Source organism: Acidovorax sp. FG48, assembly GCF_057809085.1.
In genome coordinates this window covers 402,115-414,921 of sequence record NZ_JBMDJH010000002.1, presented here as the reverse complement: position 1 = coordinate 414,921, position 12,807 = coordinate 402,115, and the positions used below count along the sequence as shown (strand labels likewise).

Below are 12,807 nucleotides of genomic sequence, written 5' to 3'. Positions count from 1 at the left end.
GAGCACTGCCTTCACACGGCAGGGGTCACATGTTCGATCCATGTATCACCCACCAGTTGTTGCCAGACTTTTCGCAGCGGTATCTTTCTCCAAGGTGCTTGCGACGGGTGATTAGCTCAGCGGTAGAGCACTGCCTTCACACGGCAGGGGTCACATGTTCGATCCATGTATCACCCACCAATTTGAAAATCCCTGCAGGTTATTGACCTGCAGGGATTTTTTCTTTTTCGGTTCAAAACGCACTGCAGCCCGCAAAACCGTCGTAGGGATCGGTGATGGAGCTTTGCGGGGGGCTGGCGCGCTACATTTGTCCCTCGTACCTGCAACGCAGCATCCATGATCACCTTCCACAATCCCTTGCACCAGGGGCATGCGCCCGTCCACGAATTCTTCCGTGGCGAACGCGTGCCGTGTTTTGAAAAGCCCGCACGGGTGGACTATGTGGAGGAAGCCCTGCGCGCACGCGGCCACACCATGGTGGCTCCTGATGTGGACTGCAGTGCCGTACTGGAGCAAGTGCATGCACCGCGCTACTTGGCCTTTCTGCAAACCGCCTGGCAACAATGGCTGGCGCTGGACCCCGCCAACGCTGCAGTACAACCCTTTCCATCGGTGTGGCCAGTGCGCACGCTGCGCAGCGATGTGGAGCCCGACAACTTCGTAGCGCGCCTCGGTCTGTATTCGATGGACAACGGCACCCCCATGGCGGCAGGCACCTGGGCCGCAGCCAAGGCCGGGGCAGATGCGGCAGCCAGCGCAGCGGCTCGCGTAGCGCAAGGCACGCGTGCCGCGTTTTGCTGCACACGGCCGCCAGGACACCATGCGGGCCCGGATTTCATGGGCGGCTATTGCTTTTTGAACAACGCCGCCTTGGCCGCACAGACCCTACGCAACCAGGGCGCCCAGCGTGTGGCAGTGCTGGATGTGGACTACCACCATGGCAACGGCACGCAGAGCATCTTTTACGACCGCAGCGATGTGCTGTTTATCAGCATCCACGGCGACCCGCGCACGGAATACCCCTTTTACCTGGGCCACGCCGACGAGACGGGCGAGGGGGCTGGCGTCGGTTTCAACCTCAATCTGCCTTTGCCCGCCGGCACCAGCGCGGCGACCTGGTTCGAAGCCTTGGAGAAGGCGTGCGCACGCATCGCGGAGTACCGCGCAGATGGACTGGTGATTTCGCTGGGACTCGATGCGTTCGAGGGCGATCCCATCTCGCGGTTTGCGCTGGCCTCATCAGATTTCACCCGCCTGGGCGAACGCCTGGCGCGGCTGGGTCTGCCCACGGCGTTCGTGCTGGAGGGCGGTTATGCGGCGGCCGAGCTGGGCACCAATGCCGTCAACGTGCTCGATGGTTTTGAGCAGGCCTGACGCGGCACTTTGCAGGTGATGCACGGAGACGCACGGATGATCGATACGGTGGATTGTGTGGTGGTGGGCGCGGGTGTGGTGGGGCTGGCAGTGGCCCGCGCGCTGGCTCTGCAGGGTAGGGAGGTGATGGTGCTGGAAGCGGCAGACGCCATCGGCACCGGCACCAGTTCGCGTAATAGTGAAGTGATTCACGCGGGGCTGTACTACCCCGCAGGGTCGCTCAAGGCCCGCCTGTGCGTGCGGGGCAAGGAATTGCTCTATGCCTACTGCGCGGAGCGCGGCGTGCCCCACCGCCGCTGCGGCAAGCTGCTGGTGGCCACCTCTGCCGCCCAGCTGGACAGCCTGGAAGGCATCCAGGTGCGGGCCCGTGCCAATGGAGTGCTGGACCTACAACGCCTCAGCCGCGAAGAAGCCCTGGAGATGGAGCCCGCGCTGGCCTGCGTTGGTGCCTTGCACTCGCCCAGCACCGGCATCGTCGATAGCCATGCGCTCATGCTGGCGTTGCAGGGTGATCTGGAGCATGCGGGTGGTGTGGTGGCGCTGAATTCGCCACTAGCGCTAGCATCTATTGGCTCTGATGCTATTGATTTGGAAGCGCTGGATGGCACGCGCCTGCGCGCTCGCACCGTGGTGAACGCCGCTGGGCTGCACGCCCCCGCACTGGCCGCGCGATTTGCCGGTCTGGCCCCGCAGCATGTGCCCACGGCGTTTTACGCCAAGGGAAACTATTTCACGTTGACGGGCAAGGCGCCTTTCAGCCGGCTGATTTATCCGGTGCCCGAGGCGGCTGGGTTGGGTGTGCATCTCACGCTGGACCTGGGCGGACAAGCCAAGTTTGGCCCGGACGTGCAGTGGGTGAATTCGCCTGACGATCTGCAGGTGGACCCAGCGCGCGGCGATGCCTTTTATGCCGAAGTGCGCAAATACTGGCCTGGTTTGCAAGATGGCGCTCTGGCGCCCGGCTATGCAGGCATGCGCCCCAAGATTCACGGGCCGGATGCACCGGCGGCAGATTTTGTCATTCAAGGGCCCACCGTGCATGGGGTGGCGGGGCTGGTCAACCTGTTTGGTATCGAGTCGCCCGGCTTGACAAGTGCCCTCGCCATTGCGGAGCATGTGGCTGCGCTGGTTTGATCTGCGGCAAGCCATTTGCAATCAGTAACCTCTTGCGTCCCCGTCCTACGAGGGGTTTCTGCGCGGATGGCTAAGATGAACTTCAGTCCTCCACGTTGGCGTGCGGGATTTCCCATCACTTTTGGCACTACACAGAAAGGCTTGTATGACTGCTTCTGACACCACGACCACCCAGGGCGAACTGGAAAAGCTGGTTTCCGATCTGCGGGGGCTGTTGGCCAACAAGGATCTGGACGCAGTGCCCGAAATCAAGTTGCTTCGCCAGCGCCTGGACGACGGCATGCACAACGTGCGCGAATCTGCTGTTCGCGCAGCCCAGGACGCAGCACGCCAGGCCAAGGAAGCGGCATTGGCGGCCGACCGTTATGCCCATGACGAACCGTGGCGTGTGGCAGGTGCGGCGTTGGCTGTGGGCGCGTTGGTCGGTTTCCTGCTGGCGCGCCGTTGATTGCCGCTGATCCCTCATCCGATATGACGGCACAGCACAAAGGCGACAAGACATGAATTGGCTCTCGCTGCTGGGGCTGGAGGGCTTGGCGGCCCGCTGGCGTGCCAACCTTATCGAGGGGGCCATCGCCGCCGAAGACCGCATGGACCTGGCCCGCCTCGAATGGGCGGACCTTAAACAACGCCTTCAGCAATTGCTGGTGCTCACCATCCTGGTGGCCGGGCTCACGGTGGTGGCGCTCATCATGGTGTCGCTGGCCGTGCTGGTGCACTTTTGGGATTCGCCACAGCGCACGCTGGTGGCATGGCTGGTGGCTGGCGTGTGGGCTGCTGGCTGGGCGGCTGCCACGGTCTCGTTGGTGTCTGTGGCCCAACGTGCGGGCAGTGGTTTCGCACTGACGCGGCGAGAGCTCGCGCAGGATTGGCGTGACATCAAGGAGCGCTTGTGAGTACCCCACATTCCACCACCACACCACGGAGTGCGCCTGTGGCGCGGACTACACCCACCGTGGAGCAGCAGCGTGTGCTCGACCGTATCGAACTACAGCGTGAGCGGCTGCGTGCCCGCCGCGTAGCCCGGGCCCAGGCCCACGCCCACGCACTCGCGGAGCAAGCTGGGGGCCCCTCGGGCGGTGCGGACGCCTCACTGGCTCTGCGCGCCGCCGGGTTTGCGCGCGAACATCCACTGGCGGTGGCGGCCATGGCCGGTGTTGCTCTGGTGGCTGGCCCGCGCAGGTTGATCCGGTGGGCAGGCATTGTCCTACCCATGCTGATGCGCTTGCGGCGCTGAGCAGTGCTGCGGTGTGCAGTTGTATCCCGCAGCTCATCCCATAGAGCAACAAAAAGGAGCCCTGATATCAGAGGCTCCGTTTTTTCATGGGGCATAAGCCCCGGGGCTTGTGGGCCCTGCGGGTCAGCGCAGGGCTTTGATGGCTTTGGCGGCCTTGACGACCAACGCCGGTCCTTCATAGATCAGGCCAGTGTAGATCTGCACCACATCTGCACCTGCGCGAATCTTGCTCACGGCGTCGTCAGCGCTCAGGATGCCGCCCACACCAATGATGGGGAAGCCGCTGCCCAATGCGGCGCGCAGTTGCCGAATGACCTGGTTGCTGGCTTCCAGCACCGGGGCACCGCTCAGCCCTCCCGTCTCTTCCGCATGGCGCATGCCCTGCACTGCGGTGCGGCTGATGGTGGTGTTGGTGGCGATCACGCCGTCCATGCCGTGGCGCTGCAGCGTCGCAGCGATGACGGCCACTTGGGCTTCGTCCAAGTCGGGGGCAATCTTCACAAAGACCGGAACGCGCCGCTGGTGCTGGGTGGCCAGGGCCTCACGCCGCTCGGCGATGGCGCCCAGCAGGGCATCCAGAGCGGCGTCGCTTTGCAGCGCACGCAGATTCTGGGTGTTGGGCGAGCTGATGTTGACCGTGACGTAGTCGGCATGGGGGAACACACCCTCCAGGCAGATCAGGTAGTCACTGGTCGCGTTCTCGATGGGCGTGGTGGCGTTCTTGCCGATGTTCAGGCCCAGCAGCATGGGGTGCCGTTGGCGGATCTGCTTGCGAAACTGCGCCTGCTGCACATTGCGCAAGAAGGCTTCGAGGCCTTCGTTGTTGAAGCCCAGGCGGTTGATGAGGGCGCGGGCCTCGGGCAGACGGAACATGCGTGGCTTGGGATTGCCCGGCTGCGCCTTGGGGGTTACGGTGCCCACTTCCACAAAGCCGAAACCCATGGCGCCCAGCGCGTCGATGCAGCGCGCATTCTTGTCCAGGCCCGCCGCCATGCCCACACGGTTGGGAAATTGCAGCCCCGCGAGGGTGATGGGGTCGTTCACCGTTTCGTTGCACCAGGCCCACTGCAGGGGCGTGCGCTGCCCGCGTGCCAGCATGTCCATGGTGAGTTCGTGTGCGGCCTCGGCATCCATGCCGAAGAGAAAGGGGCGGGTGAGGGCGTAGGGGATCAGGGACATGGAGGGATAATTCAGGATTACCCCCGATTTTCTCCCATGACGACCACATCTCCTCTGACCCAAGACGAACTCAAGACCCTGGTAGGCCAAGCCGCGCTGCAATACGTGGTACCTGGCGAGATTGTGGGGGTGGGCACAGGCTCCACCGTCAACAAGTTCATTGATGCCCTGGCGGGCATGAAGGACCAGATCAAGGGCGCAGTATCCAGCTCGGTCGCCAGCACAGAACGCCTGAAGGCACTGGGCATTGCCGTGTTCGATGCCAACGAAGTGCCTTCACTCTCCGTCTATATCGACGGCGCCGACGAAATCGACGGCCAGGGCCACATGGTCAAGGGCGGTGGCGCAGCATTGACCCGCGAGAAGATCGTGGCGGCGCTGGCTGAGCGTTTCGTGTGCATTGCCGACGAATCCAAGTTGGTCAAGGCCTTGGGCCAGTTTCCGTTGCCAGTGGAAGTGATCCCGATGGCCGCCAATCACATTGCGCGCCGTTTTGCGGCCATGGGTGGACAGGCGAGCCTGCGGCTTAAAGACGGACAGCCGCTGGTGACCGACAACGGCCAGCACATTCTGGACGTGAAGGGCCTGTCCATCACCGATCCGCTGGCGTTTGAATCCGAGATCAACCAATGGCCTGGCGTGGTGACCGTGGGGGTGTTTGGCCACCAGAAGGCGTCCGTGTGCTTGCTCGGCACGGCGCAGGGGGTGAAGACGATCGCCTATTGACGATTAGGGCGGTGGATGGGGGGGGGCGCTCTCACGCCCGCTGCCTGTCGATACAAAGTCAATGCAAAAGAGGCCTTTACAGGCCTCTTTTTTATGGGTGAGCAAATGGTCTCACGGCAGGTAGCGGTCACATGGCACTGTCAGAACCGGATGCCTGCCGGATTGCTCGGCGTGGGACCATCATTCGCCGGTGGTGGCGGCGTGGGCCGTGCGGGAGCTTTTGGAGGGGGCGCTGGTGTCGCCTCTACCGGCTTGGCTGCGACCAGAGGTGCGGGCGCTGGCTGGCGATAGTTGCTGGGCAACTGAGATTGTTTGGGGTAGCCCGCCGCGTCGAGGTATTGGATCCACTCGGCGTCAGAAAACCCCACCAACTGTTGGCCCCCGATGGTGCCAAACGGCAGGCTGGAATTGCCGCTCAAGCGCTGTAGTGCCGCGATGTCTTCATTGCTGACCACTGTGCGCTCGGTGTAAGGCACGCCGCGTGATGTGAGCAGGTTGCGCAAGCTGCCGCAGGGCGCGCAGTCGCTGCCGGTGTAGATGGTCACCGGGTACCGGTTGGCAATCTGCCGCAGTTCGTAGGGCAACGCTCCGTTGGCAGTCGCAGGGCTTGCCGGGGCGGCACTGCTGCGCGCTGGCTGGGCAGTAGCCTCGGCAGGGGGGCGGTCCGAAAAGGTCACCTTGCCATCCGGACCGACGATGCGATAGACCGCCTGCGCCTGAGCACCTACAGATGCCAAGGCCAACAACAAGGAGGCAGCTGCAGCAGGAGCGAACTTAAGACGGGGCATATGGGTTCTCCTCATTCGTGTGGGCTGTGTTTGTTGTGGGGCAGTCTGCGGTTTGTTCGGTCTAAGCCTCAGGCAGTCAGCTCTTCTGCCATCCCCTGGTGGCGCAGCAGGGCATCCAGGCTGGGTTCCCGTCCACGGAAGGCTTTGAAGGATTCCATGGCGGGGCGGCTGCCGCCCGCCTCCAGGATGGCCTCTCTGTAGCGCCGTCCCGTTTCGGTGCTGGGCAAGCCGTCGCTGCCGGCGGTTTCTTCAAAGGCGGCGTAGGCATCAGCGCTGAGCACTTCGGCCCACTTGTAGCTGTAATACCCGGCCGCGTAGCCACCCGCAAAGATGTGGCTGAAGGTGTGGGCCGTGCGGCTGAAGGCGGGCGGCTGCAATACAGCCACCTCCTGCCGAACCTGGGTCAGCAGGGGCATGAAGTCCTGGGCCGGGTCGTGCTCGGTGTGCAGCAGCATGTCGAACAGCGCGAACTCAATCTGGCGCAGCGTCTGCATGCCGCTCTGGAAGTTCTTGGCGGCGATCATCTTGTCGAACAACGCGCGCGGCAGCGGCTCACCGGTGTCCACGTGGGCGGTCATGTGCCGCAGCACATCCCATTCCCAGCAAAAGTTTTCCATGAACTGGCTGGGCAGCTCCACGGCGTCCCATTCCACCCCGCCGATGCCGGAGACATCGCGTTCGTTCACCTGGGTCAGCATGTGATGCAGTCCATGACCAAACTCGTGGAATAGCGTGATCACGTCGTCGTGCGTCAACAGGGGTGGCTTGCCGTCCACACCGTCCGCAAAGTTGCAGACCAGGTGGGCGACGGGCGTCTGCAACACACCTGTGTCGGGGCGCTGCCAACGCGTGCGCACGTCATCCATCCAGGCGCCGCCCCGTTTACCGGTGCGCGCGGGCTGATCGAGATAGAACTGGCCCACCAGCTGGCCGTCGCGCTCGATGCGATAGAACTCCACCGCAGGGTGCCACACCGGTGCCGTGTCGGGGCGGATGGACACCTCAAACAGCGTCTCAATGATCTTGAACAAGCCTGCCAGCACCTTAGGGGCTGTGAAGTACGCCTTGAGTTCCTGCTCGCTGAAGGCGTAGCGGGCTTCCTTGAGCTTTTCGGAGATGTAGGGCCAGTCCCAGGGCTGCGGGTCGGTCAGACCCAGGTGTTCTGCGGCGAAAGCGCGCAGATCGGCCACGTCCTTCTCCGCATAGGGACGGGCGCGGCGGGCGAGGTCGCGCAGGAACTGGATGACTTCGGTGGGGGACTGGGCCATCTTGGGCACGACAGACACTTCGCCAAAGTTGGCATAGCCCAGCAACTGGGCTTCTTCCCGGCGCAGGGCCAGGATTTCGCCGATCAGCGCCGTGTTGTCGAACTTCTGGCCATCGCCCTCGGCTTGGTCTGAGGCCCGGGTGACATAGGCGCGGTACAGCTTGGCACGCAGATCGCTGCGGGTGGCAAATTGCATCACCGGCAGGTAGCAAGGCATCTTCAGGGTGAGCTTGTAGCCTGGCTTGCCTTCGGCCTGCGCAGCCGCCAGAGCGGCTTGCTGCACATCGGCAGGTACACCGTCCAGTTCTTCGGCGGTGGCGTAGTAGGCAAAGGCGTCGGTGGCGTCGAGCGCGTTCTCGCTGAACTTCTGGCTCAGCTCGGCCTGGCGTTCCTGGATCTGGGCGAACCGCTCTTTGGCGGCCCCGGTCAGTTCGGCGCCGCTGAGCACAAAGTTGCGCACCGCGTTGCGGTGGGCTTGGCGCTGCTCGGACGTCAGGGTGGCGGGGTCAATGGCCTTGTACTTAGCGTAGAGACGTTCATCGGCGCCCAGGCGGGTCCAGAACTCGGTGACGCGGGGCAGGGCGGCGTTGTAGGCGGCGCGCAACTCCGGCGTGTCCGCCACGCTGTTGAGGTGGCTGACGGCTCCCCAGGCGCGTCCGAGCTGTTCGGTGGCTACGTCCAGCACCTTGGCGATGGCGTCCCAGCGGGCAGGAAAGTCGGGCGCCGTGACGGTCTCCAGGGCCTGGTTGGCACGCTCCAGCAGCACATCAACCGCAGGGGCGACATCCTGCGGGGTGATGCGGTCAAAGGCGGGGAGGTCGGAGAAGTCGAGGAGGGCGTTGCTCATGCGGGATTAGATGACGCCAGGCGGCGCAGGTTCAAGTTGCAAAGCGGCTGGCGTCTTCCCCAGGCGCTGTCAGCGCGCGGCGGTCCGCTCAGCGGCTTCGATGGTGTTCACCAACAGCATGGTAATGGTCATGGGGCCAACCCCGCCAGGGACGGGGGTGATCCAGCCTGCCACTTCCTTGACGCCGTCAAAGTCCACATCGCCACAGAGCTTGCCTTCATCATTGCGATTCATACCTACATCAATCACCACGGCGCCGGGCTTGACCATGTCGGCGGTCAGCACGTTGCGCTTGCCCACTGCGGCCACGATCACGTCGGCCTGCAGTGTTTGTGCCTTCAGGTCCTGCGTGGCACTGTGGCAGATGGTGACGGTGGCGTTCTGGCCGAGCAGCATGAGCGCCATAGGCTTGCCCACGATGTTGCTTCGGCCGATGACTACGGCGTGTTTGCCCTTGAGGCTGTAGCCGATGCTCTCCAGCATCTTCATGCAACCGTAAGGCGTGCAGGGCCAGAAGCCGGGCATGCCGGTCATGAGCGCACCCGCACTGGCAATGTGAAAGCCGTCCACATCCTTGGCGGGTGAGATGGCTTCGATGACCTTTTGCGCATCGATGTGCTTGGGCAACGGCAGCTGCACCAGGATGCCGTGGATGGCCGGGTCGTTGTTGAGCGCTTCCACGCGGGCCAGCAGTGCGGCCTCGGTCATATCGGCATCGTACTTTTCGAGTACCGAGTGGAGGCCGCTGTCCTCGCAGGCCTTGACCTTGTTGCGCACATAGACCTGGCTGGCCTGGTTGTCGCCCACCAGAACTACAGCGAGCCCAGGCGTCACGCCACGGGTTTTCAGCGCCGCAGCGCGTTGCGTCACCTCGCTGCGAAGTTGGCGAGAAAGGGCGTTGCCGTCGATGAGTTGGGCTGTCATGTCAGAAATACAAGTCAAAATGGCCAGTAGCGCTAGTGGAACATGCGCTGATAGCTATCAAAATAAGAGCGATCAGCCCTTGGGCGCGTTCTGTCCCAGGGCGATCTTGAGCAGGTCCGCCACAGTGTTGGCGTTGAGCTTTTCCATGATGTTGGCGCGGTGCGCCTCCACCGTCTTGATACTGATGCCCAGGTCGTCGGCAATCTGCTTGTTAAGGCGGCCCGCGACGATGCGTTCGAGCACTTGGGCTTCGCGGCTGGTGAGCTTGGAGAGCAGGGCGTCGCGGCTGGCGGCCTGCTGGTAACCGGCAAAGCTTTCGCGGGCGTGGTCTAGCATGCGCTCGACCAGACCGACCAGTTCTTCCTCGTCAAACGGCTTCTGGATGAAGTCGAGCGCGCCCTTCTTCATGGTGTTCACGGCCATGGGTACGTCGCCGTGGCCGGTGATGAACACGATGGGCAGGGGGGATTTGCGCTCGATCAGGCGGTCTTGCAGTTCCAGGCCCGTCATGCCGCCCATGCGGATGTCCACGATCAGGCAGGCGACTTCGCGCGGGTCGTAGCGCGACAGGAATGTCTCGGCCGAATCAAAGCAGCGCACCCGGTAGTCCTTGCCTTCCAGCAGCCACTGCAGGGAATCGCGAACTGCTTCGTCGTCGTCCACAACGTAAACAGTGCCTTTTTTCGGAATCAAGCTCATGCAACAGTCCTTGGGTTTTGTTCGTTTGCTACTGAATTTGTAGTGGCATCAGCAGGCTTGGCAAGCGGCAGCCAGAAGGAGAACCTGCAGCCTGTAACCTCCGAGCCATTGTAGAGGTTCTCCGCCTGCATCCGGCCCTGGTGCGACTCGACGATGCTGCGGCACAAATTGAGGCCCATGCCCATGCCTTCCTGCTTGGTGGAGAAGAAGGCTTCGAACAAGCGCTCCAGCACTTCCGGGGCCAGGCCCTTGCCGGTGTCCTGCACCGAGAACTCGACCACCTGGCGGTCATCGATCTGCTTGGGCACCACACGCAGTTCCACGCTGCGGTTGGGGGCCGGGCGGTCGGCGTGCTGGATGGCTTCGGCGCCGTTCTTCATCAGGTTGACCAGCACCTGCTCGATCAGGATGGTGTCGACCATCACCTGCGGCAGGCGCGCGGCGACATAGTGCGTCAGGCGCACGTTGTGCCGGCGCAGTTCAATGTCGGCCAATTCCACGGCTTCGTTGACCATCGAATGCACATCGGCCAGCGCGCGGTTGGGCTCGCTCTTTTTCACGAACGAGCGGATGCGCTGGATGATCTGGCCCGCTCGCTGGGCCTGGTGTGCGGTTTTTTGCAGGGCCGTGAGCAGGGCTTCTTCGGTGAGCTGGCCGCTCTGGATGCGGGAGACCATGCCGCTGCAGTAGTTGTTGATGGCCGTGAGCGGCTGGTTCAATTCGTGCGCCACGCTCGATGCCATTTCGCCCATGGTGATAAGGCGGCTGACCGACTGGGCGCGCTCGGCCTGTCGCTGGGCTTGCTCTTCAGCCAGTCGGCGCGGGGTGATGTCCGTGGCAATCACCATCTGGGCCAGGCGGCCGTCTACCCAGTTCAGGTAGCGCGAGCGCACTTCCAGCCACTTGCCCAGGTCGGGCAGGTAGATTTCGGCGTTTTCGCTGCGGGCGCTGGTGAGCGTGTCGGTGGGCAGGCCCATCAGGCCATCCTCATCGTCCATGCCACTTTGCTCCTTGCCCGCTACCGGCACCACGCCAGCTTGCGCCACCAGTTGCAGATGCCCGCCGGTTTGTGATCCGAACCACTGGCGGTAGAGCTTGTTGGCGAACAGCAGTTCTTCGCTGCCCAGGGGCGCCACAGACACCGAGGCGTCCAGCGACTCCAGCACGATCGTGAAGCGCTCGTGTGACGCCGACAACTGCTCGCGGATGCGGTTGGGCTCGGTGATGTCGGTCATCGACGTCATCCAGCCCGTTTGCTGGCCATGGGCATCGATCAGGGGCGACACATAAAGGCGTGCGTCGAACAGCGTCCCGCTCTTGCGCTTGACGCGTACCTGGAAGCCGCCCGCCATGGTGTTGCCCCGCAGCTCGTCGCGCAGCTTGGCCTGCAGCGTTTCGTGGTCGGCCTCGGGCCAGTAGGGGAAGGGGGCCTTCAGGCCCACCAGCTCTTCCGCGCTCCAGCCCGTCATCTGGCAAAACGCAGCATTCACGTAACTAATACGGCCTTCCATGTCGAGGGCGCGCATGCCGGTGAGGATGGAGTTTTCCATCGCCCGGCGGAAGTTGGTTTCGGCCACCAGGGCCTCTTGCGCCTGCATTCGGCGGCGGGTGTGGCGCCAGGTGGCGATCAGCATCCAGGCGGTCATGGCGCTTAGCGTCCCCACCAGCCAGAACAGGCCGCTGCCCACCACGCCGAGCGACGTGCGGTAAGCCTGTGCGCGCAGCACCAGGCCGTTGCCGACGGGAGAGACGGGCACTTCATACTCGTTGGCCTTGGGTGTCCAGGGCAACAACTGCGTGGCCTTGTTGCGCGGGCCCAGCGGCGTGCCCGCCAGCACTTGGTTCTTGCTGTCGAGCAGGGTCACTGCATAGCGCGCCAGCACTTCGGTGGGGGTGCCGTAGCGCAGCAGGCTGTCGATGGAGTACTCACCCAGCACCACGCCGCTGAACTTGCCCTGGTTGTTGAGGGGCACCTGCAGCTGCAGCAGCGGGGCGGCGTCGCCCGTGGTGGCTGCCGGCTGGGCGTACACGGGTTGCTGCAGGTCCCGCGCCAGGCCAAAGGTGTCGGCCGTTTCTCCTGGCTTGAGCACTTCACCTGCAATGCGCAACTCGCCACTGGCCAGCGTGGGGGCGGCCTGGCTCGCGCGGATACGTCGGCGGTCGTCGATCCAGGTGATGGCCTGCAGTTCCGGGTACTGGCTGATCAGCGCTTCGGCGCGGCTGATGAACTCGGCCTTGCCGAGGTCCTGGTTGGAGAGGTCGCGCGCGATGCGCATGAGCTGTTCTTGCCGTTCCAGCAGGCGCAGGCGCACCCGCTGCTGTGCGTATTCCACGTCACGCCGCAGGGCTTCTTGCTCGCGCTCGGCCTCTTCTGCGCGCAAATACCAGAACGCCGCCACGATGGCCGCCAGAAACATCAGCACCGCCGCCAGCGGGGCCAGTGCGGCAAACCGGTCTTGCCGGGTAGGCGACAAGCCGCGCCACCACTTGCGCCACCAGCGAATGGGCGCAGCCACGGTCGGGGCCGTGGGGGAGGGGGCGGTGGGCATCGAATCCATGCGTGGAGTGTAGAGGAGCCCTGGCGTGGTCCCAGTCTGCTGAGTCATGTGCATTTGCAGCAAATTATTGCAAT

General features: G+C 63.7%; 12 protein-coding genes and 1 tRNA gene. 7 read left to right on the top strand and 6 right to left on the bottom strand.

Translation table 11 applies throughout. The features are described 5' to 3' along the window. Window positions 1-105: 105 nt before the first annotated feature. The 6 genes from ACODSU_RS04905 (at window position 106) to ACODSU_RS04880 (ending at window position 3,745) form a co-directional block, all read left to right on the top strand. A tRNA-Val gene (locus ACODSU_RS04905) sits at window positions 106-180 on the top strand. A gap of 156 nt (window positions 181-336) precedes the next feature. Beyond that, on the top strand, window positions 337-1,374 hold the full coding sequence (locus ACODSU_RS04900; RefSeq protein ID WP_488840534.1) for a histone deacetylase family protein: 1,038 nt from the start codon (window positions 337-339) through the stop codon (window positions 1,372-1,374). A 36-nt stretch (window positions 1,375-1,410) separates the two neighbouring features. Beyond that, a complete protein-coding gene (locus ACODSU_RS04895; protein ID WP_488840532.1) occupies window positions 1,411-2,508 on the top strand; it encodes an NAD(P)/FAD-dependent oxidoreductase in 1,098 nt (365 codons plus the stop codon). 145 nt (window positions 2,509-2,653) lie between these two features. Continuing rightward, window positions 2,654-2,956 carry a DUF883 family protein gene (locus tag ACODSU_RS04890; RefSeq protein ID WP_008904788.1) on the top strand — a complete coding sequence of 101 codons (303 nt, stop codon included), beginning with the start codon at window positions 2,654-2,656 and terminating at the stop codon, window positions 2,954-2,956. Between the two features lie 52 nt (window positions 2,957-3,008). Further along, entirely contained in the window at window positions 3,009-3,404 is a 396-nt protein-coding gene (locus ACODSU_RS04885) for a phage holin family protein (RefSeq protein ID WP_015013990.1), read from the top strand. Further along, complete coding sequence (locus ACODSU_RS04880) at window positions 3,401-3,745, top strand: hypothetical protein (RefSeq protein ID WP_488840530.1); 345 nt, start codon at window positions 3,401-3,403, stop codon at window positions 3,743-3,745. The genes ACODSU_RS04885 and ACODSU_RS04880 overlap by 4 nt, the downstream gene beginning before the upstream one ends. A 123-nt stretch (window positions 3,746-3,868) precedes the next feature. Here the strand turns inward: ACODSU_RS04880 and ACODSU_RS04875 are convergent, their stop codons facing one another. Then, a complete protein-coding gene (locus ACODSU_RS04875; protein ID WP_488840528.1) occupies window positions 3,869-4,924 on the bottom strand; it encodes a quinone-dependent dihydroorotate dehydrogenase in 1,056 nt (351 codons plus the stop codon). A 36-nt stretch (window positions 4,925-4,960) separates the two neighbouring features. Here ACODSU_RS04875 and rpiA point away from each other — a divergent pair, with 36 nt between their 5' ends. Continuing rightward, complete coding sequence (gene rpiA / locus ACODSU_RS04870) at window positions 4,961-5,650, top strand: ribose-5-phosphate isomerase RpiA (RefSeq protein WP_295939017.1); 690 nt, start codon at window positions 4,961-4,963, stop codon at window positions 5,648-5,650. A 140-nt stretch (window positions 5,651-5,790) separates the two neighbouring features. Here the strand turns inward: rpiA and ACODSU_RS04865 are convergent, their stop codons facing one another. The 5 genes from ACODSU_RS04865 to ACODSU_RS04845 all read right to left on the bottom strand — a co-directional run bounded on the left by ACODSU_RS04865 (window position 5,791) and on the right by ACODSU_RS04845 (window position 12,733). Then, a complete protein-coding gene (locus tag ACODSU_RS04865) occupies window positions 5,791-6,438 on the bottom strand; it encodes a glutaredoxin family protein (RefSeq protein WP_295939016.1) in 648 nt (215 codons plus the stop codon). A gap of 68 nt (window positions 6,439-6,506) precedes the next feature. Then, a complete protein-coding gene (locus ACODSU_RS04860; RefSeq protein ID WP_488840525.1) occupies window positions 6,507-8,552 on the bottom strand; it encodes a M3 family metallopeptidase in 2,046 nt (681 codons plus the stop codon). A 69-nt stretch (window positions 8,553-8,621) separates the two neighbouring features. Then, complete coding sequence (folD, locus tag ACODSU_RS04855) at window positions 8,622-9,476, bottom strand: bifunctional methylenetetrahydrofolate dehydrogenase/methenyltetrahydrofolate cyclohydrolase FolD (protein ID WP_488805630.1); 855 nt, start codon at window positions 9,474-9,476, stop codon at window positions 8,622-8,624. Between the two features lie 72 nt (window positions 9,477-9,548). Next, a complete protein-coding gene (locus ACODSU_RS04850) occupies window positions 9,549-10,175 on the bottom strand; it encodes a response regulator transcription factor (RefSeq protein ID WP_015013997.1) in 627 nt (208 codons plus the stop codon). Next, window positions 10,172-12,733, bottom strand: a complete 2,562-nt coding sequence (locus ACODSU_RS04845) for a PAS domain S-box protein (protein WP_488840523.1) — start codon at window positions 12,731-12,733, stop codon at window positions 10,172-10,174. The genes ACODSU_RS04850 and ACODSU_RS04845 overlap by 4 nt, the downstream gene beginning before the upstream one ends. Between the last annotated feature and the right edge of the window lie 74 nt (window positions 12,734-12,807).

What these genes read in the sequence shown, in the direction of transcription:
- folD (WP_488805630.1), bottom strand. Translation starts at nt 9,476, where the DNA reads ATGACAGCCCAACTCATCGACGGCAACGCCCTTTCTCGCCAACTTCGC.
- ACODSU_RS04890 (WP_008904788.1), top strand. Translation starts at nt 2,654, where the DNA reads ATGACTGCTTCTGACACCACGACCACCCAGGGCGAACTGGAAAAGCTG.
- ACODSU_RS04900 (WP_488840534.1), top strand. Translation starts at nt 337, where the DNA reads ATGATCACCTTCCACAATCCCTTGCACCAGGGGCATGCGCCCGTCCAC.
- ACODSU_RS04865 (WP_295939016.1), bottom strand. Translation starts at nt 6,438, where the DNA reads ATGCCCCGTCTTAAGTTCGCTCCTGCTGCAGCTGCCTCCTTGTTGTTG.
- ACODSU_RS04895 (WP_488840532.1), top strand. Translation starts at nt 1,411, where the DNA reads ATGATCGATACGGTGGATTGTGTGGTGGTGGGCGCGGGTGTGGTGGGG.
- ACODSU_RS04875 (WP_488840528.1), bottom strand. Translation starts at nt 4,924, where the DNA reads ATGTCCCTGATCCCCTACGCCCTCACCCGCCCCTTTCTCTTCGGCATG.
- ACODSU_RS04860 (WP_488840525.1), bottom strand. Translation starts at nt 8,552, where the DNA reads ATGAGCAACGCCCTCCTCGACTTCTCCGACCTCCCCGCCTTTGACCGC.
- ACODSU_RS04885 (WP_015013990.1), top strand. Translation starts at nt 3,009, where the DNA reads ATGAATTGGCTCTCGCTGCTGGGGCTGGAGGGCTTGGCGGCCCGCTGG.
- ACODSU_RS04845 (WP_488840523.1), bottom strand. Translation starts at nt 12,733, where the DNA reads ATGGATTCGATGCCCACCGCCCCCTCCCCCACGGCCCCGACCGTGGCT.
- ACODSU_RS04850 (WP_015013997.1), bottom strand. Translation starts at nt 10,175, where the DNA reads ATGAGCTTGATTCCGAAAAAAGGCACTGTTTACGTTGTGGACGACGAC.
- rpiA (WP_295939017.1), top strand. Translation starts at nt 4,961, where the DNA reads ATGACGACCACATCTCCTCTGACCCAAGACGAACTCAAGACCCTGGTA.